The organism is Amorphus sp. 3PC139-8 (genome assembly GCF_040750475.1).
GTDB lineage: Bacteria > Pseudomonadota > Alphaproteobacteria > Rhizobiales > Amorphaceae > Amorphus.
Map to the genome: position 1 here is coordinate 188,552 of NZ_JABJVY010000006.1, position 18,785 is coordinate 207,336.

Sequence of the window (18,785 nt, forward strand, 5' to 3'; positions counted from 1 at the left end):
TCCGACGGAATACCGACTGTTCGACGTTCTTGATTTGAACGAGCCCGGGGCCGCGGGCTGGGTCATGTGTGATGACATCGGGCGTCGCGCCGAGCCGGGCTGCCGGATCTCGGTAGTAGGTCCCGGGATTGGTGTTGTGCGTGATGTCCCATTCGGGATGGCGCTGGCGAAGGAGTTCGACGGCAACCGGCTCCAAGAGCCGGCCCCTTTTCATCGCTTCGGTTTCTTCCGGGTCTTCGACGATCAGGCCGGACTTGAGAGCCCAAAGTTTGTACGGGGTCGTATATTCGTGACAGCCGAGCAGAGCCCCAACGACCGACGCGGTAACATCGGCTTCGCCAACCTTGATCCAGGACGCCCGGGACCTCGGCGAAAGCGTCTCGATCGGCGACATCAACCTGTCGCCCCACCCGCTCTTAGGCCACGAGCGCGGCCGACGGCCCGGCCCGTCAGGTTCTCGATGCTCGGCGTTCCAAATCGAGCGGACAGCGCCTTTCGGACAGCGTCGGAGTCGTCAAGGTCGACACCGGATGCCAGAAGGTGATCGGCCATGTCATTCGCGATGATCTCGTGGACCTTGGCCGCAGTTTCCGCATCGGCGCATTCGATACGCATCTCGCTTCCTCGCTAACTTGCAAGAGCCGGCGAAACGGCATCGCCGAGCCCCCCAAAATCGGATAGTTCGTCGCCGCACCTAGGCGGCGGCCCTATCCAAAAACCGGCGAGTGCGGGCCTCCATCTCGACCCGATTGTCAGGGTTACTTTCCATCCGCAGGGCTGCGCTTTTCCGCTCGAAATCCGACCCGATGCGGATGAGCGAGCTTGACCGAAAGCGCCTCGGATTGGCGCGAATAGCACGCCATCGTCGGTTTCCGACCTTGGGTGCGGTTCTGGATGGGGATGCGATGTCTATCTGAATTTCCTCCTGGCCGGCTACGATCAACCGTTACCGGGAGTAAATCCAACTAAGCCGCTTCGTCAATCGGAAAGTTGGATTTTATCCGACTATCAGCGCGAAAACGAAAAACCCAAAAGGGTCGACATTCACACAAGCTCAGAATAACTCGCGCGCGCGGATTTTGGAGACTTATACAAATAAATATAAACAAAATATTAAAATAAGGGGCGCCCCCTAAAGGGCCGCCCCCTATAACCAATATTATTTATAAATAATATATACTACTTAGTTTAGAATACCTTTTTAGATGTAAGCATTATTCCAATTACTACTGTATTTTCTGATGGAAATGTATCAGGTATACCTTGATTATTTCCACCAGATCTAAATATATATTCCCCTTTTTCCAAAATATATTTTCTAATAGTATGTTCAAATGTGCCGTTTCGTTCGTTTTTTACAACAACAGTGTCGCCAATAGTAAGATTTCGGCCATATTTTTTCAGTTCATCGACAAGGCCAATACAAATAAGACTTTCATCTGGAATCCCAATTGTTGCCGCATCGTCGCCATATACGACAAATCCAACTTGCGCCGTACTTGGATATCGGGGATCAGGCTCAATCGTCAGCTTGCCAACACCGGGAACGGGATAGGCTGGATCGTGCCAACTTCCCGGTTCACACCGGCCGATGACCGGGATGCTGCCGGTTTCCATTCCGACTGGTGTGGGAATGGCAGCGGGCTGCGCGCCACCGGCTGCGTTTCGAGAAACCTCACTCTGGCGGCCGACGAGATATTCGGGATCGCAGCCGAGCACCGGGGCAAGCTGAGGCAGGTATTTTTCCCTGATAGACCGCTTTTTGCCGATGAGGAGATCGTGAAGGAACGATCGATGCAGGCCAGCACGTCGGGCGGCCTCAAACGCATTGAGGCCCGTGGCATCGAGCCGTTCGCGAACGCGTTGACGTTGGATATTTTCCATGCTTCCGACCATAAACCCACGAAAAGTTAGTAGTTTCTGCACATATATTCCAACTTTCGACCGAAATCCATCCCATTTTTCGGATTCCAACTATTCTCGATTGAAAGTAGGATTATTTCCGACTTAGGGATCGGCGTATGCGGTACGCTGATTTGTTCAAGTCGAACCTAACGCGCCTTTTCGATGCGTTTCGGACGCGCACCGGCTTCGCGCCGTCGACAGCGGCACGGATCGTCGCTCGTGATCCCAAGTTCCTAGACACGTTCATGGCGCGCGATCTGCGCGCCGGGACCTACGACGCCGTAGCGGCACGCTTCGCGGCGCTATGGCCCGCAGATGTCGAGTGGCCTTCCGACATCGATCGGCCCGAACCGGCCGAAGTCGAGGAAGACACCCTGGTGCTGGTGACGCGGCGCCTTCGTTCGAGAGCGCACGGGTCCAACGTGGCGGCGATCCATCCGGATTGGCCCGACGGGCATCCGTGGCCGAACGATATCCCCCTCCCTCCGCAGAAAGGATCTCGCAATGGCGCGTAAGGCCAAGGCCAAGCAGGCGGAAAGCGGCGCGATCGACGCGACCACGCTTCAGAAGGCGGTTGCAGAATACAACCAGGAGAAGGCAACCGCGTCCGAACACCAAGGGCTCGCCGGCCAAGCGATCAAGCAGGTCGCGGAGGAATACCACCTCGACATGAAGGCGTTCCGCTTCGTCCTCGGCCTAAGCCGGATGGAAGAAACCAAGCGGCAGGCCGTCCTGCGCGGACTGATCGACCTCGCCGACAAGATGGAATTCTTCGCATCCGTCGACGCTTTCGACGACCTCGTCTCGATCATGGAGACGATTTGCGAACGCGCCCGTAGCGCCGAGACCTCCGAGGCCGCACCCAAGCCCGACGACGTCGTCAGCCACCTCATCAACTAGCCGCCGGGCGGCGTCCCCATCCCCATAGCGGAGCGCGCCAAATGGCCAACCCGATCCTCACGACGACGATCCCGAGCCTAACTCTGGCGTTCTAGATGGTCGAATCGATCCTCTTTCTCGACCTCGCAACCCGAATGGGATGGTGCGAGGGTAAACCCGGCGGCGCCCCGAAGTGGGGCGCCGAATTCTTTGCTGAGGAAGGCAGCGACAATCCGGCTGTCTTCGCGGGCGCTTTCCGATGGGTCGTCAAGCGCCTGGAAGCCAGCCCCCGCCCGCGAACGATCGTCTACGAAGCGCCGCTCGACCCGCGCCATATGGGCCAACGGACGACACGCGCGACCGGCCTGCGCCTGATCGGGCTTCCCGCCTGTGTCGAAGCGGCCGCCTATCTCATGCGCCTCTACGATGTCCAGGAAGCCCGGGCCGACGACATTCGGCGGTTTGTCCTCGGTCGCCGCGCGAAGAAAGCGGAAGCGAAGCCGCTCGTTATCCGCGCCGTCACCAATCTCGGCTTTCCGACCAACGATCCGGATGCTGCCGACGCTATCGCCGGCTGGCTTTACGCCTGCCACCTCGCCGACCCCGAAAACGCGCATGACGTCGCGCCGCTGTTCGCGGCGGCGCGGAACGGAAAACGGACATGAGCGCGAAGCGGAAGCGCGCCGGGCTTCGCGAGATGGCCGAGGCGGCCGCGACCGAAGCGAGCCGCATCCGCGCGGCGCAGGCGGCGCTTATCAATGCCGGGCACCGGACCGAAGCCCATCCGGAGATGATCCGTCGCGCGGAGGTCTTCGAAGATATCGACCGGCTTGTCTGCGCGATCATGCCTGTCCGCGACGAGGTTTTTCGCGCTGTCGCACCGGTTCTGAAAACCAACTCCTCCGCCGATCCAATCCAGACCAATAATTCCCGGGACGCTTGAACGCTCAATGTCGGGCGACAATACCGCCGACCTCTTTTCGAAATACGCTGGAGCGGTAGCCAAAGAGCTATATGGCCAGCCCAATGATGCGCTGTCTTCGGAAAAGGAACTGCGGTTTCGGGGCAAGGGGTCGCTTTCCGTCGATCTGACGAAAGGGACCTTTTTCGACTACGAGGATCAGGTCGGCGGCGGCGTCCTCGCCTTGATCGAACGCGCGACCGGCCGAAAGGGCCGGGAGCGGTTCGACTGGCTCCGCGAAAACGGTTTCGACATCGACGATCGTCGCCCGGCGGGGCCGGCGCAGGCATCGCACGGCAAGGCCAATAGCCCGCCGTGGAAGATCGTCAAAACGTGGGACTACCACAGCGCTTCCGGCGAACTCGTCTTCCAAGTCGTCCGAATGGAAAACGGCGAGACCGGGAAGGACGGGAAGCCCGTCAAGACGTACCGCCAGCGGCGTCCTGATACATCGAAAGCCAGCGGGTGGGATTGGAGCGTCAAAGGGCTTTCGCCGGTCCCCTACAACCTTCCGGACGTAACCGAAGCGATCGCCCACGATCGCGTCGTCTTCATCGTCGAGGGCGAGAAGTGCGCCGATCGCCTGATCGATCTCGGCGTTCCCGCGACGACCAATCCCGGCGGCGCCGGAAAATGGCGCCCCGACCTCGACGAGGTCTTCCGGGGCGCGCGCATCGTCATCCTGCCGGACAACGATGCCCAGGCGACGACCCCCGATGGGATTCCGAGATTCCATGAAGATGGACGCCCGGTCTTCGTCGGGCCGGACCACGCCCGGGCGGTCGCAAAGCGCCTATACGGGATCGCGAAAGACGTCCGCATTCTCGAACTGCCCGGTCTCCCGATAAAGGGCGACGTCGACGACTGGCTCGATGCAGGCGGAACCGTCGAGACGCTTTTCGACCTCGCGCGGTCGGCGCCGGTCTACGAGCCCGAACCCTTCCGATCGCGCTTCAACGCCATCCCTTGGGCGGCGCTCGACGCGCCGGGCCCGGAACACGAATGGCTGATCAAGGGCGTCCTCACGCGCGGCGAAATCAGTATGACCGCCGGCCCAAGCCAGAGCGGCAAGTCCTTCCTGGCGGTCGATATCGCGATGGCCGTATTGCGCGGCTGCGATTGGATGAGGTGCAGGACGCGTAGAGGCGGCGTCATCTATCAGGCTGGCGAAGGGCAGAAAGGGCTCAAGAAACGCCTCCGCGCCTACCGGCAGGCAAACGGGCTGACCGGCAACGAACCGATGCCTTTCGTTCTCCTGCCGAAGCGGCTCGATCTATACGGCAGCGACGACCCGACCGAAGCCTTTATCGAGGAAGCCCGTCACTGGTCGTCGACATTCGATGTCCCGCTCGAACTGATCGTCATCGATACCTGGGCAACCGCGACGCCCGGCGCCAACGAAAACGACGGCAAGGACGTTTCGGCGGCCCTTCAACGCTGCGCGCGGATATCCGAAGCGTGCCGAGCGACGGTGCTTCTCGTCCATCATATGAACGCCGACGGCGCCAAGGTCCGCGGGCATACGTCGATCCTCGCCAACCTCGAAAACGTCCTCCTCGTCCGCCCCTGCGACGGCCGTCACGATACCGACGGCCGGCAGGTGCGCGAAGCCGTCGTCGAGAAGAACAAGGATGGCGAAGGCGGGCGCCGCTTCGACTTCGTTCTCCCCGCGTTCGAGATCGGCCGGGACGAAGACGATGAACCCGTTACGTCCTGCGTCGTCACGCATCCCAACGGCGAGGGGTCGGCCGATGCCCGCCCGCGCAATCAGGGCGTTTCAATATCGAGCGGCCAGGGCGTGCTTGTGCGCGCCATGGAACGCGCGATCGACGAAAGCGGCGGGCCGGCCCCTGCCGAATGCGCCCTGCCCCGCAGCCTGACCGTCGTCGAATGGCGCAACGTCGTCGCCGCCTACGACCGGATCGCCTTCGACGAAGCCGATACCGCGAACGAAAGCGACGACGACCGGCAAAAGCGGATCGACCGGCGACGGCAGGCGATGCACCGGGCCGGCGAAGGGCTTCTCAAGCTCGGCGTCATCGGCCGCGAAAAGCCGTGGGTCTGGTTCACCGGAAAGCCAATCAAGGGAATGCGGCGCGGCAGCCCGCCACCACGCGACCCCGATCCCGCGCCACGGGACGCCATGCCGCCCGCACCTGCGCCCGCACCGCCACCTGCCCCGATCGCCGACGACGACATGATCCCATGGGGAGACGACTGATGCTCGATGCGCCCGCCCCGGACATCTGGACGCCGAAGCGCGTCGGCGAGGAGCTTGTCGAAGCCGTTCGCTGGGCCCGCCTTACAGCCGGCCCCGTCGACGCGGACATCTTCGTCCCCCGAATTGCTCATGACGGCGGTCGAACGCCTCGCCGAAGGCTGGCCCGGGATCGACGAGCTCGAACCGCCTAGACGCCCCCGCCCCTATTCGCCGGGGCGCGTTTCCCAGCTTGAGCGCGCCCTGTGGTGGCCGGCCCGCTACCTCGACGGCCACAGCGGATGGGCGCGCGTCCTTCATTGCTGGATCCGCTGCCGGGTCACCAGGGGCGTCAATTTCAATCACGCGGTCGACGAGCGCGGCTGGAGCCGCGCGACCGCCTATCGCGCGCGCGACCGGGCCCTCGCCCGCATCGCGCAGGGTCTTACGAACGACGGGATCCCGAGGGGGCAGCATTGATCGAATATATTTCCATCCGCCGGCCCGGCGGATCGCAGAAGCGCGTCATGGTGACGACACGCCGGCCGCGCGCGAAAGCCGCCGCCCGGGCACTTCGGAAATCCAGAATGCCCGATGTCATGATCGCGCGGACGCTTGGCACCAGGCGCCATCAACTGCCAAATCTTTACGTAGAGAGGCAAAAGGGCCTGTTGCCGAAGCAAGGGGCGCTTTTGGGCGCAGCCTAATGGCTGTTCTGCGCCCAAAGCCGACCTCCGGAAAATCCGGTGCCGTCTAATCAGGCCAGTCCTGTCATCTTCCGACTGAGGGCCCGCAACCTGTCCCGCGCCGCTGCATCGTAGACCTGTGCCGTCGCGCGCGCCTCATGTCGCCCGTTGAAGTAGCGGCCGGACGTCGTCCGATGGTTTTCTCCTGCGGCAAGCGCGATCACGGCAGCCGCGCCGGCATCGACGGAGCCGCTCGGACTGATGCCGGCATCCCGGACCATGGCCGTATCCATGTGGGTGCCGGGGTGAAGGGCATTCGCAACGACCTCATGCGGGTCCAGAGCTTCGGCGAGGTCGAGCGTATGCATGATCTGCGCGACCTTGCTCTGACCGTAGGCGCGAAACCCGTGATAGCCTTGCTCCAGCATCACGTCGTCGAAGTCGATGGGACTCTGGCCGGCGGAGGCGACGTGGACGATGCGCGCGGGCTCCTCGCCCGCGCCGGCCCGAAGCAGGGGTAGCAGCCGTTCCGTGAGCAGGAAGCTCGCGAGATAGTTGATCGCGAAATGCATTTCGAACCTGTCTACGCTTTCCCGGCGCGGACCGTCTGGCTTCGAAATTCCCGCGTTGTTGATCAGGACATCGAGATGCGTGCACTCTTTATGAACCGCGTCGGCCAACCGCCGCGCCTCCTCAAGCGACGCGAGATCCGCCTCGAGGAAGGTGGCCGAAGCCCCTTCGCGCTGTAACGCACTCACAACCTCTGCACCGCGGCTGGCGTTCCGTCCGTGCACCAGGATGCGCATTCCGGGTTGCGCGAGCCCTTCGACGACCCGCCGTCCAAGTCCCTGTGTCGAACCGGTCACGAGAATTGTCCTGTCTGCGCTCATGTCCTTCTCCCTTAGGTTGGGCTTATGTGTGAGAGCATCCTCCGCAAAAGCGTAGGGCGACTTCGGTTACATGTGTAGGAATCCTACGCTTACAAGGAATTGTATTCATGAGCGATGCCGGCGCCTCTAGTGCGGGAAAGCCAAAGCGAGCCGACGGGGCACGCAACAGAGCGCAACTGATCGCGGCGGCAAAGCGCGCCATCAGCGCTCACGGCGCTGCCGTGAGCCTCGATCTCGTGGCGCGGGAAGCCGGGGTCAGCATCGCGACTCTCTACCGCAATTTTTCCTCGCGCGACGCTCTACTCGAAGAAGTCTACAAGGAGGAGGTCGAGGCTCTAATCAGAGCGGCGGAAACAATGCTGGCCGAGCACGATCCCATAACGGCACTTCGCGAGTGGCTTCAGATGTTCGTAATCTTTCTAGACACCAAACGCGGCATGGCGGATGCTCTCAGTACGCTGATCGGTGGGCCGGATGATCTCTACACGGGGACCCATGCACGGTTGTCTGATCCGATCTCCACCCTAATCGACAAGGCAACCGAAGTTACGGGACGTCGGTTAAACGTAAAGCCGCTCGACATGCTCCGCGCGCTGACCGGAATTGCGAGCATTAGACCCGACCCGGACTGGAAGAGATCGGCCTTCGCCCTTGTAGAGGTCTTCATCGGTGCGATGGCGCGGTAGGAACGGCACCCACAAATCCCGTTCATGGTAAGCGGGTCCTCGCCCGCCCCCCTCCGAGACTGCTGCGCGGGGTGGGCTTGCCCGACGGCAAATCATTGCCGCTTGCGCTCCACACTAAGAGTGCCGGTCAGGGCTCGAAGCGGACATTTGCCGTGATTTTCACAGATGGCCGCAACAGGCCGTTCGCGACAATTCTGGCGGCCCGCACGAATGTCCGCTTCGGCAGAGTTGGCCGCCGGGACCTGACGGCCCGAACCCGGCCATCACCCGTCGGCACACAGAGCGCCATAGCTTTCGCTACCGCCCCTCCCCGCCCAGGCAAACGCATGGGGATGTGGACAGGCCATCCGATACACCATACGGGCAATAGAACGGACCGAGCGGCGTTGCAGCGCCGCCCGGCCCTACCAGAGCACGATCTAGTCCCAGGTGATCGCACAATGGCTATTGCAAAACCTACCACTACGCCCAATCGCGAAAAAGGCCGGCCCTATCGCAACGTTCCGCTCGTCGGCAGGGCCCTATTCGCGCTTGCCCCGACGACGGCGAGGGCAAGGGACCCGATAGTCCCGCTCTATCGCCAATGGCTGAGCGCCCGAAAAACCCTCGATTATCTCGTCGATCTTCCGGGCGGATACGATTCGGAAGCGCCCGACGCCAAGGCAGCGCAAACCCGCGAAGACGAAGCCTTTTGGGCGATGATCGAGCTAACCCCGACGAGCGTCGAAGGGATAGCCGCCCTCGCCCACGTCCTGTGGGAACTCGAAGGCCCGGCGGTTCTGCCGGACCATGAGGACTTCCAGGAGGAAGCCGATAGCCCGAACTGCAAGCTCATGCGCGCGATCTGGCGCGCGGCGGCCGGGCGGGACGGGTTGCCTGGGGGGCTTTAGGCACGCGGCGGGAGACAGTCCAGGCCGCTTGGGAAGGCGTTCGGCCGGCAAGGCCGACGCTCGCATAGATGCCAGAGCGTGGTGTGGTGGTTTGGTGGAAAGCAGCTCACCACCGACGATCGATGCCCGACGGTTTCGGAGATGAGCCATGGCCCCGACAACAGTCGGAAAGGCTATCATCAGCCACCAGACCGGGGTGTGCGATCAAAAGTTCGCTTGAAGGCATGAGAAAAGGCGCTCTGCGAGCTGTAGCCGACTGCGGTGGCCACTGCCGCGACGGTTTGGCCCGCGTTAAGCTTTCGCTGCGCCAGAACCATACGCCAGCGGGTAAGATAGTCGAGCGGAGGACGGCCGACATGCTCGGCGAAGCGCTGCGTGAACGCCGAACGTGACATCCCGACCTCCGACGCCAGCATTGGCACCGTCCAGCGGCGCGCGACATCGCCGTGCAGCAGTCTGAGGGCCTTGCCGATCCGTGGGTCCGCCAGCGCGGTGATCCAGCCGACACTGGTTATCGGACTGGTGGCCACGAAGGCGCGGACCGCCGCGACGACGAGGATCTCTGCCAACCGCTCGGCGACGAGCGAACCACCGAGTTCCGCGCTGCTGACTTCCGTCCTCAGGGATTCCAGCGTCCTTGAGACTGCCTCGGCGGTGGACGATGTCCGGTCTACACGCAGGAACGTGGGGAGCGCGTCGAGAACGAACGAGGCGCCACCATCCGCAAAGCCGCTTCCGCCGCCAATTATGGCCGTCTCGTCTCCGGCGCCGAGGCGTACCATGTCGTGTCCTGGCGAAGCGTAGAGCGGCATGCCGTCGATCGGTTCGACCGCCGGGTCACTCGCCACCGTATAGCGCGTGTTACTGATGAGAACGACATCGCCGACTACAAGTGCTTCCGGCGAATGATCGGGAAGCAGAAGCCAGCATTGGCCTCGTGTGACGGCGACGAACTTCAACCGCGTCCGTCCGTCGAAAGCGAGCGCCCAGTCTCCCGCAGCTTCGAGGCCGGTCCCGCGGACGCTCCGCGCGCCGAGCGCCGCAAGAACCTCGGAGAATGGGTCGGGCACGATTTTGGCGTTTTGCGATAAAGACATGGTCTTCTGAGCATAGATCATCCGACCGGCACCACATAGGTCTGGCTTCTCACTCAGAAGACGGAGCCCATATCGTGACCATAGAAAACAAGATCGTCGCCATCACCGGAGCCGGGCGCGGCATTGGCCGGGCAACCGCCATTCATCTCGCCCGGCGCGGGGGGCGCCTCGCGCTCGGGGCACGAAGCGAGGCAGAACTTGCCGCTGTCGCGGGCGAGATCGAAGCGTCGGGCGGCGAAGTCATTTTTCGGGCAACCGACGTCACCAGACGCGCGGACCTCGACACACTGGTCAATCTAGCCTGCGAGCGTTTCGGGCGGCTTGACGTTATCGTCAACAATGCGGGCATCGGCCCACTCTCGCGTTTCGACGCTCTGGAGGTCGATGACTGGGACGCCATGATCGACGTAAACCTGAAAGGCGCGCTCTATGGCATTGCTGCAGCGATTCCAGTGTTTAGCCGCCAGGGCAGCGGGCACGTCGTCAACGTCGTCTCGACAGCCGGCATCAAAATCGTACCGACAATGGGCGTCTACGCTGCGACCAAGAACGCACTGCGGACAGCCACCGAAGCGCTGCGGCAGGAATCGGGTCCGAACCTCCGCGTGACGGAAGTATCGCCGGGTTTCATCGACACGACCTTCGCGGATGACGCTATTGCCGATCCGGTCATCAAAGCGACGATCCAAAAGCGCAAGCAAGAGCTTGCCATTTCGCCGGACGCGATCGCACGGGCGATCGCCTTCGCAATTGAACAACCCGGTGACGTCGAAATCGGCAGCATCGTGGTGCGCCCGACCGCACAGGATTGACGTTATGGGATCGTAGTGGCTTGGCGCCCAAGCACGTCCCCCCCCGCTTCAAACGTGCACCGAAAATCTACCGGAAACCCGCGAGGGAATCGTATTCTGACTTCACACTTTCAAACCAACGAACGGCAGCATTCCCACTGGCCGTAAACGACGCCCGCCGGACCGTCCGCTTTCGGCCAAGAGCCGATGCAGCGATCCGCATCGCAAGCGTCGGCGGCACACTCAGGATGACGCCTCAGCGAAAAGGGCAGCCCGTTCGGGGACGCGCAGGAGGTAGCCGCGAACGCCGGAAAGGCCGGCCGTGATGGCTACGGCACTAAGGCTTCGGTCTCGCTATTCGGGCAGCTAGTCTTTCAAAACTCTTCTCTCAATTTGAGAGATAGTCGACATCGCCGGGCGCTCTTCTTCATTTCATCACAACATTCCAATCGATCGTAAAGCCAGCGGCCTGCAGTTCGCGGCCAACTGCTGACTTCCATGCACCGCCGCTAGCAAAAGGCTCGTAGACGACACCATGGAAGTCGGATGGGATCTCTATGTCACCCTGCTTTAGCGCAATAACTCGACTGCGGCCGAGGCGGCCAATGAAATAACCCAGCTCGAGAATGACGTTCTGCCGGGCACGCGCGTGAGCCTGCTGGCCTTTAGCATTGCCCTCGTCGTCCGGCGTAAGGAGGACGACCGCAAAACCAACATCGCTGTGGGCCTCGACCTTCTCTATGATCGTCCGGCCCTGATTGGCCTGCTCGTGCAGAATGATAGGTTCGAAATTCAGCTTCTCCAGAAAACGCGCGACACTCTCGCGCGCCGCCTCGTCATGTCCGTGGACTACAAACACCTTACGCGCTGCTGGCCCACCTTTGGCGGGAAGTGTGGTCGCTTCGACAACGCCCGTTTTCTGCTTGACGAAATCAATGTAGTCGCGCGCGAATGGGACAAGGACCTGTCCCGTCATGTTCTGGAGATTTTGAGAGAACTTTCTTCCTCTGTAGTAGAAGGTGCAGGCGAAATCAATCGCGCTCTCCGCATCTTCAGCAAACCTATCTACCAACAAAATGACCGTACCGAGCTCGCTGTTGTGATCGGCTGGCCAATCAAGCTCGGCACTGCCGACCATCGCACCCTTAGTTGCGCGACCTTCATTCAGCCAACCATCCAGATCTATTCCACCGGTTAGCTCAGCGCTTATCGGTTCCAGCTCATTCGCATGAAGGAGGCGTGAAAGCTTCTTAATATGACGTACAAACGAAGAACTGTCCGCCCAGCGAAGGTCCGTCACAGTGTTTTCTATCTGCCGCAGAATTGTAGGAAGCTCTACCGCGCTCCTGTTCATGCCACCAGCCTCCTTTTTTGTGCGAGCTACTGCAGCGCGCTCTTCTATCTGCGCTCGGTATTTCTCTTTCAATTGGGCTGCAATAGTCTGCACCATGGCGTTGCGCCCGTAGTGCGCCGTCTTCTCGTCGATCGCATTTTCCATCTGCCCAATTGCAGATAGGACGCTCGCCGGCTCGTTTGGATCGAAGCGCAGGGTGGCAATTATGCCTTCGAGCGAGCGGAATGCCCGATCTACATCGTTCAGGTCTTTCTGCAGCTTGTCAAAACCGGTGGCCCTTAAGCTCATGAAGCGTCTCCGCCCGCCTAGAATACGTGCTCATGCGGCCGTATCAGATCACTTCCGCTAGCGAGTGTTTCCTTGCTGCCAACAGCTCCCGCCCCGCTCTTTGCGTAGTAACGCATGGTCAATCACCACCGGCGTCGACATCAATGTCTGTTTCAATTGTCGCGGTTTCGACGAACGCGCCAAGCTGATCGCGAAGCTGGTTGTAGACATCGTCCTCTTCGTTCCCAGTGCCGAGGGAGAGAACGAAAGCCGTATCCATCTCCGGAATTTCTTCTGCTCGATAGCCATAGAGGTACAGATCTCGAGCATAAACGCGAGCATATACGTAGAGGTTATCACCGTCGAAGCTAACCCCGCGCTTGAATTCGTTCCTGTGGTGCCTCACAGGACTCCACTTATGATCAACTGCACGGGCTACCTCCTCGGCAATTTTATCGGTTTCGAGTGAACCAAGCAGGTTGTAGTTCTTGCCTCCACGCTGGCATTGGAGCGCTGTCGCAAGCCGAATACTAAAATAATTTGGACCCGCAAAATCACTCACCATCGGATGCGGATTAAGCACAGCCGTCAGCGCACCAAAGCCCTTCAGCTTTCCGCTGGAACGAAGAGCTGGCGGAATAGGAAGCTCCCAGTAATAGGCCGCACCCGGCCGAAGCGTTGCGCGCCACTGCAAGGTGACAAAGCCAGGCCGGCATTCCCATGGCAGCGTCGCAGCACCCGGCGACCCGAAACCAAAAGCGGGGTCAAATCTATCCCCTTCCGCATGGTGAAGCATGAGCGCCTTGACCATGTCGGCAGTCGGCTCGCGCAGCCGCGCCATAGTATGGGCAGCAAGTGGAGAAGTAAGCGCCGTTGCGAAGCTCGATCCTTTGGCTATAACGCCGCCGATCACCCGCACGTTCGAAAAGTGCGAGAGTTCGGGCTTAAGCATGCTCGACGGACCAGGTCCGCTGTGGCTTACTGTGCAAATGTCGCCGTGTTCGCCATCAGCGTTGTGCAGGCGACCTCCAATGGTGATTGCAGCCTCGCAGTCAGCGGGCGGCTTGAGGTGTTCGCCAGGCTTGTTGCCTACCGAGATAATCGGCAGAACATCATGCTTTCGAGCAAGAACTGAAATCTCATGACCCAAGTAGCTAACGCATTCCAGGTCACAACAATCAAGTTCGTTGAAGGAAAAATTCCAGATTCGCGTTTCAGGATTCGCCATCATGATGCCGTCAAGATAGCTTATGAGATCCTGAGGATCGAAGAATGATGCGAATTTTCTCTTCGCGACAGCCTGAACCGTTCCGACCTGGCAGTAGAGAGCCGGAAGAGACAGATTGTTATTCCAGTCATGCCCCTGCACGACCAAAGAGGTAACCCAATTGCCATGCTTTGTGTCGGCCGCGCTATCGGGAACCAGGGGCGGAGCTTTCCATGCTTCCGCGGACTTATAAGAAACGGCGCTCAGGCCGCCATCAACGACCCCGACGATTGGAAGGTCCGATAGCGCGCTCGGTAAAGGGCGGTTCGGCTCTTGCCCGTCTCCAGGAGCAGTAGTCGTGATCGACGGAACTGGCTCGATCCTAAAGACGGTACCAGAGGCAACTAACTGACTAAGAGCACTGCGCCCGGGGACAATGACGGTCGTTCGCGAGTGCCGCTTCTGCCGATACTCGCGCATGGCAAGATTGAGCCGGTCATCATCAGGAACGACCGTGCGAAGGCTTCGGCGCATTACGGCAGGAACGTTCGTGTCAAGGCGACCTGCAAGCTCGCCAAGAGCGGAAGGTGGCGGCGCAATGACGCCGTCGCGAAGGCCGGAAAAAGCCTGCAGAAGGTGCTCGGAAGCATCCCGGTCATTCAACGGCATAAGCCAGACGACGAAAGCACGCCCGTCTTTGGTCTCGGGGGCAGCTTCCCAAATTTCAGAAAGGGACCGAGATCTTGTCGCATCGTCTTGCCCAAAAAATCGAACCGCCTCTATGCGGGAGATATCCACCATCTCATTGGCGGTATCGGTTTGACGAACCCGACGCGCAAGCGAGAGAAGTTGTTGCGTCTCGACCTCGACCAGATAGCCTGACTTGTAAGGTGTGATTAGGCGCCCACCATGCTCCTTCCTGAAGAGATCATCTGGTGTCCAGGACGGAGCGAGAGAATCGTCAAACATGGAGGCGTATACAATCGCGCGACCGTTGAAGCGAGGCGCGCCTTCGGCCTCTTCTCCCAGAGCCGTAAATTGCTCCGAAAGACTGCGCCGCTGCATGGGAAGCCGATCTGTCCGAATATTACGCCTGTTTTTGCCGCCCCCCGAAACCCCCTCAGGCCGTGGGTCTTTGGTAAATCGGAGGACCGGATTGAGGAGAGGGCGACGCGGGGTATCAGCCATCGGTTTCCTCGTTCAGGTAACGATGCACCATCTGCCGGCTGACACCGACGATGCGGGCAATATCTGACTGGCTTACGTTGCCGGTCTCATGCAGCAAACTGGCGACGACCTTCTTGTCAGCCGTTGTAATCTCGCGATTATCGAGCAGTCGCGGGCTGCCCGAATGCGATGCTCGTATTGCAAGAATGATCTGCGCGAGGCTCGGCTCTTCTTTCCCGAGAATGCTACGGCGGCGCACAGCCAGAGCTAGGTTCTCGATATCTGCTCCATTCAACCCCTGAGATACGTGGGCGAGGATCTGCGCATCCTTGTTTCGCTTCTCGTTTCCCTCGAACAGGAAATGGAGCCAGAGTGCGTTGCGAACGTCGCTATCGGGAAGACCGAGTTCCGCCTTGTAGGGAAAGCGCCGCCAGATAGCAGGATCGAGAAGATGCGGGTGGTTGGTCGCGCCAATAGTAACAACGTCATCGCTTAAGGAGTCGAGCCCCTGAAGGACTGTGTTTACAACACGCTTTAACTCACCGAGTTCGTGTCGGTCATCGCGCAGCTTTGCTACGGCATCAATCTCATCGAGAAACAACACAGCATTTCGGGTGGGGACAAAGTCGAAGATTCCCCTAATGTTCTTCGCAGTTTCACCTAAGCGCGACGAAATGAGAGAATCCAGCCTCGCGATATAGAACGGGCGCTCAAGCGCTGCCGCGATGTGGCCTGCTAACAGCGTCTTCCCCGTTCCAGGAGGGCCGAATAGAAGTAGACCTAAGCGCGCGGATACCCCTTTCTCAGCTAGCAACGCAATATGCTTCGCGTCTTCAATAAACTGCGAGATCGCATGACTCGCCTCGCCACCAAGTATGGCGGGCGTTGTGGGCCATTGCCCCTCTTCGACGAGGGGAAGCCGCGACGCGACATCGCGAGGAAGGGCTTCGGCATATCCAGACGCCTGCAGCGGCACACCACGCTTCCGGAGCATGCCCTGAATAGCCTTCGCACCCTCGAGATCATTCTGCTCCGCCAAGCGCTTTGCAATCTGGCCCCCAATTCGACGAACGCCCGTATAGTCCGCCGACATGGCCGACTCGATCAGAGAGCTTATGAGGTGATTGTCAATTTCCATACAGAAAATTTTGCCGGTATATAGGCCGGATGTCAACGCGTTTAGCGGGATATGTAAACCTCAATCAGCAATTGAGTTTTTAATACGAGCAAGGACGCTATCGTGAAGAATTTCGCGCGCCGCCGAACGCGCGCCCCTGACCAAACTAGCACTCGCGCGGGGTGAGGTTCGAAAGAAGCGGATCGCCCCGCCGCTCTCGCAGCAATAAGCGCTCAGGCCCGCCATGAAGATGGGGCCAACACCCATCCCCTACCCCATCCCAATGACATCGACTGACCCGATTTCGACCCGCCGATCGCCCCCGCCGCGATCCCCCGCGCAGCATCCCGCGCGTTGGAAACGCGACCCAAGCGGCCGGATAATCACGCGATTTCCGACCACATCGCCGTAGAATCTTATTCTCTTGTAGGATTCAGCCCGTTGATGCAAACGCACTTCAAGCGAGTGCATCGCCTTCCCGCAGCATCACATCAATGCGGGAAAGAATGGCCGGAAACCGGGAACTCCACGCCACACATCGGCTATCACATCCGAATGCCCAGGCAATTCCGACGATAATTCCAATCCATGTGGTTGGAATTATTTTCCACTCCAACCTAAATCCAACTTATCTAATTGAAATCCAACGATTTTCCGCCTAAAATCCGCCAATAAATCCGACTCGATGTGAAAATTTCCGATTGACGGTGAGACAAATTCGGTGTTTCCTCGCGCGCAGTATCCCAGAATTACGTTGTGTAGAAAGCGACAAACTCAGAATAGCGCTGCGGGGCGAGGGGGCCATCAAGGCCCCATCGAGCCCCGCAAGCGTTATATTTACTGAGTATGTTATATATATAATATATATTATAATATAATTATTATATTTATTTATTTATATCTCACCCAATTAATAACTAAACCTAGATTTAGTTTTAGGATTCGCGCGATGGTCGATTTCGTCAGCGTCGCGCCGTCAACCGCGTCACGAAAACCGTCCAATCACGAACCGTCCGTGCGGTCGCCAAACAAACCTCCCTGACCGCCAAACGCGTCGGGGAGGAAATCCACACCCGGCAGGCGCAGCCCCAATTCGGTAGCACCCTCGAAGGCGTCGTCTTCGCAACCGGCCGCCCCCTGCCCCTGTCGGAGTTCAACCCGAAACAGTTCTCGTGGGGCGTTCGAGCTCGCGTCTGGGGTCGCGTCCAACGCTTCCCGACAACGTTCGTCTACGGCGGCCACTGGAAAAACCGAAGCGCACCAATCGCCGGCGACAACGTCTTCAACAACACTCGCGGCTACAACCAACGCTCCGAACGCGACAACGCGATCGAAAAACTGTTCGGCCCCTCGATCCCCGAGGAACTCGTTCGCAATACGAGCCGCGAAATCTTCTACGAAACCGCCGCGACGATGCTGCCCGCTCGCGTCGCTCACGAGCTCGGCCGCCTCCTCCCGAGCGAACCCCCTCACCCCAAGGCGAACGGCCGGGCTTTCGCGTAGAATTGAGGCAGCGGAGTTGGAAACAATCCCCCGCCTTTCGCGACCCCGACGAAAGTGGTCCGGATCGGCCTGAAAGTCGGGACTTTTCCCCCGAAAGGGACCGTTTTTTGAGCAAAAAATGGGGCGAAAACGCGGCCCCCCGAGATTTCCGCGTTTTTCGAAATTTTGAAACAGCGGTTTGGTTTGCAATCGGACCGTCAACGATTCGCGAACAATGCTTGTATCGAACATGTCGAAAGAGCAATATGATCAAGGGGTTAGCGCAAAGCTGGTCTCGATCGACGATTTGACGCCGAACCCGCAGAACGCGCGGAAGCACCCGGCTTCGCAGGTCGCCTCGATCCGAGCTTCGATTTCGGAATACGGGTTTACCAATCCGATCCTCGCCGACATCGACGACGGCGGCTTGATCGTCGCCGGCCACGGCCGGCGCCTTGCCCTGCTTGAGCTGTTCGCGGCGGGCGAAGCGGTCCGCTTGCCGAACGGCCGGACGCTACCGGACCGAATGGTCCCGGTGATCGACTGCGCGGGCTGGACCGAGGGCCAGCGCCGCGCCTACACGATCGCCGACAACCGGCTCGCCGAAACGTCGACCTGGGACAAGGGGCTGCTCAAGGTCGAGCTGGCGTTCCTCAACGACGAAGGCTTCGACCTCGACCTGACCGGCTTCGAAGGCAAGGCACTCGACAAGATGCTGGCGGAAACCACGCCGCCGGATGAGTTCCCGGAGTACGGGGACGATATCGAAACCGATCACCAGTGCCCTCGATGCGGCTACCGGTGGAGCGGGAAAGCCGGATGAGCAAGCCGACATATCGGGTCCCATCGATGGCGGAGATCGCCGCCCAGGCGTGGAACGGCCGGACCGTCGTTTCGACCTTCGCCGGCTGCGGCGGGTCATCGACCGGCTATCGGATGGCTGGCTTCCTCGTCCTATGGGCGAACGAATTCGTCGACGCGGCGCGCGAAGTCTACGCGCTCAACGCGCGCCAAGGCACCGTCGTCGACGGCCGCGATATTCGCGACATAGGGGCGACGGACGTCCTGACCGAGACCGGCCTTGAGGTGGGCGAGCTAGTGGATTGATTCCAACGTTTGGAACCCTCGGCTTCGTGCGGCGATGATGGCGTCCGGATCGGCACGCCAGACGAAGGGCTTCGCCTCGCCGTCGTTGTGCTCGTCGACGAA

Annotated in this window: 19 protein-coding genes and 2 pseudogenes; 11 read left to right on the forward strand and 10 right to left on the reverse strand. The window is 60.1% G+C overall.

Annotated features, from left to right (window positions below; genetic code table 11):
* Positions 1–7 precede the first annotated feature (7 nt).
* From HNS03_RS08360 to HNS03_RS08370, 3 genes and pseudogenes are all read right to left on the reverse strand, one after another.
* Positions 8–394: pseudogene (locus HNS03_RS08360) on the reverse strand (YqaJ viral recombinase family protein); the annotation flags it as partial.
* Entirely contained in the window at positions 394–615 is a 222-nt protein-coding gene (locus tag HNS03_RS08365) for a hypothetical protein (protein ID WP_367194453.1), read from the reverse strand. The pseudogene HNS03_RS08360 and the gene HNS03_RS08365, both read right to left, overlap by 1 nt.
* A gap of 573 nt (positions 616–1,188) precedes the next feature.
* Entirely contained in the window at positions 1,189–1,974 is a 786-nt protein-coding gene (locus tag HNS03_RS08370) for a helix-turn-helix domain-containing protein (protein WP_367194454.1), read from the reverse strand.
* 47 nt (positions 1,975–2,021) lie between these two features.
* On the opposite strand from HNS03_RS08370, the gene HNS03_RS08375 reads away from it, so the two are divergent.
* From HNS03_RS08375 to HNS03_RS08400, 6 genes are all read left to right on the forward strand, one after another.
* Positions 2,022–2,420: a hypothetical protein gene (locus HNS03_RS08375; RefSeq protein WP_367194455.1), complete on the forward strand. Its 399-nt coding sequence runs from the start codon at positions 2,022–2,024 to the stop codon at positions 2,418–2,420.
* Positions 2,410–2,805 carry a hypothetical protein gene (locus HNS03_RS08380; RefSeq protein WP_367194457.1) on the forward strand — a complete coding sequence of 132 codons (396 nt, stop codon included), beginning with the start codon at positions 2,410–2,412 and terminating at the stop codon, positions 2,803–2,805. The genes HNS03_RS08375 and HNS03_RS08380 overlap by 11 nt, the downstream gene beginning before the upstream one ends.
* Before the next feature lie 95 nt (positions 2,806–2,900).
* Positions 2,901–3,449 (forward strand): hypothetical protein, encoded by a 549-nt coding sequence (locus tag HNS03_RS08385; RefSeq protein ID WP_367194458.1) that lies wholly within the window; start codon positions 2,901–2,903, stop codon positions 3,447–3,449.
* A gap of 32 nt (positions 3,450–3,481) precedes the next feature.
* A complete protein-coding gene (locus HNS03_RS08390; protein WP_367194459.1) occupies positions 3,482–3,727 on the forward strand; it encodes a hypothetical protein in 246 nt (81 codons plus the stop codon).
* Positions 3,728–3,734: 7 nt separating this feature from the next.
* Positions 3,735–5,966 (forward strand): AAA family ATPase, encoded by a 2,232-nt coding sequence (locus tag HNS03_RS08395; RefSeq protein ID WP_367194461.1) that lies wholly within the window; start codon positions 3,735–3,737, stop codon positions 5,964–5,966.
* 129 nt (positions 5,967–6,095) lie between these two features.
* Entirely contained in the window at positions 6,096–6,422 is a 327-nt protein-coding gene (locus tag HNS03_RS08400; RefSeq protein ID WP_367194463.1) for a hypothetical protein, read from the forward strand.
* A gap of 277 nt (positions 6,423–6,699) precedes the next feature.
* Here HNS03_RS08400 and HNS03_RS08405 read toward each other — a convergent pair whose 3' ends face one another.
* Positions 6,700–7,518 (reverse strand): SDR family NAD(P)-dependent oxidoreductase, encoded by an 819-nt coding sequence (locus HNS03_RS08405; RefSeq protein WP_367194465.1) that lies wholly within the window; start codon positions 7,516–7,518, stop codon positions 6,700–6,702.
* Positions 7,519–7,625: 107 nt separating this feature from the next.
* Between HNS03_RS08405 and HNS03_RS08410 the strand changes: the two genes are divergently transcribed.
* Together HNS03_RS08410 and HNS03_RS08415 are read left to right on the forward strand one after the other, a co-directional pair.
* On the forward strand, positions 7,626–8,204 hold the full coding sequence (locus HNS03_RS08410; protein WP_367194466.1) for a TetR/AcrR family transcriptional regulator: 579 nt from the start codon (positions 7,626–7,628) through the stop codon (positions 8,202–8,204).
* 440 nt (positions 8,205–8,644) lie between these two features.
* On the forward strand, positions 8,645–9,094 hold the full coding sequence (locus HNS03_RS08415) for a hypothetical protein (RefSeq protein ID WP_367194468.1): 450 nt from the start codon (positions 8,645–8,647) through the stop codon (positions 9,092–9,094).
* 179 nt (positions 9,095–9,273) lie between these two features.
* Here HNS03_RS08415 and HNS03_RS08420 read toward each other — a convergent pair whose 3' ends face one another.
* Positions 9,274–10,212, reverse strand: a complete 939-nt coding sequence (locus HNS03_RS08420; RefSeq protein WP_367194470.1) for an AraC family transcriptional regulator — start codon at positions 10,210–10,212, stop codon at positions 9,274–9,276.
* A 50-nt stretch (positions 10,213–10,262) separates the two neighbouring features.
* Here HNS03_RS08420 and HNS03_RS08425 point away from each other — a divergent pair, with 50 nt between their 5' ends.
* Positions 10,263–11,003 carry an SDR family oxidoreductase gene (locus HNS03_RS08425; protein WP_367194492.1) on the forward strand — a complete coding sequence of 247 codons (741 nt, stop codon included), beginning with the start codon at positions 10,263–10,265 and terminating at the stop codon, positions 11,001–11,003.
* Between the two features lie 406 nt (positions 11,004–11,409).
* Here the strand turns inward: HNS03_RS08425 and HNS03_RS08430 are convergent, their stop codons facing one another.
* From HNS03_RS08430 to HNS03_RS08445, 4 genes are all read right to left on the reverse strand, one after another.
* Positions 11,410–12,624, reverse strand: a complete 1,215-nt coding sequence (locus HNS03_RS08430; protein WP_367194472.1) for a TIR domain-containing protein — start codon at positions 12,622–12,624, stop codon at positions 11,410–11,412.
* A 118-nt stretch (positions 12,625–12,742) separates the two neighbouring features.
* Positions 12,743–14,998, reverse strand: a complete 2,256-nt coding sequence (locus tag HNS03_RS08435) for a S8 family serine peptidase (protein ID WP_367194473.1) — start codon at positions 14,996–14,998, stop codon at positions 12,743–12,745.
* Positions 14,991–16,070, reverse strand: coding sequence for an AAA family ATPase (locus tag HNS03_RS08440; RefSeq protein ID WP_367194475.1), 1,080 nt, complete (start codon positions 16,068–16,070; stop codon positions 14,991–14,993). Before HNS03_RS08440 ends, HNS03_RS08435 begins: the two co-directional genes overlap by 8 nt.
* Positions 16,071–17,096: 1,026 nt before the next feature.
* On the reverse strand, positions 17,097–17,531 hold the full coding sequence (locus HNS03_RS08445) for a hypothetical protein (RefSeq protein WP_367194477.1): 435 nt from the start codon (positions 17,529–17,531) through the stop codon (positions 17,097–17,099).
* A gap of 280 nt (positions 17,532–17,811) precedes the next feature.
* On the opposite strand from HNS03_RS08445, the gene HNS03_RS08450 reads away from it, so the two are divergent.
* Both HNS03_RS08450 and HNS03_RS08455 read left to right on the forward strand, forming a co-directional pair.
* On the forward strand, positions 17,812–18,399 hold the full coding sequence (locus HNS03_RS08450) for a ParB/Srx family N-terminal domain-containing protein (RefSeq protein WP_367194478.1): 588 nt from the start codon (positions 17,812–17,814) through the stop codon (positions 18,397–18,399).
* A complete protein-coding gene (locus HNS03_RS08455; RefSeq protein ID WP_367194480.1) occupies positions 18,396–18,683 on the forward strand; it encodes a DNA cytosine methyltransferase in 288 nt (95 codons plus the stop codon). The genes HNS03_RS08450 and HNS03_RS08455 overlap by 4 nt, the downstream gene beginning before the upstream one ends.
* Here HNS03_RS08455 and HNS03_RS08460 read toward each other — a convergent pair.
* Positions 18,672–18,785: pseudogene (locus HNS03_RS08460) on the reverse strand (IS630 family transposase); the annotation flags it as partial. The gene HNS03_RS08455 and the pseudogene HNS03_RS08460 sit on opposite strands and share 12 nt — an antisense overlap.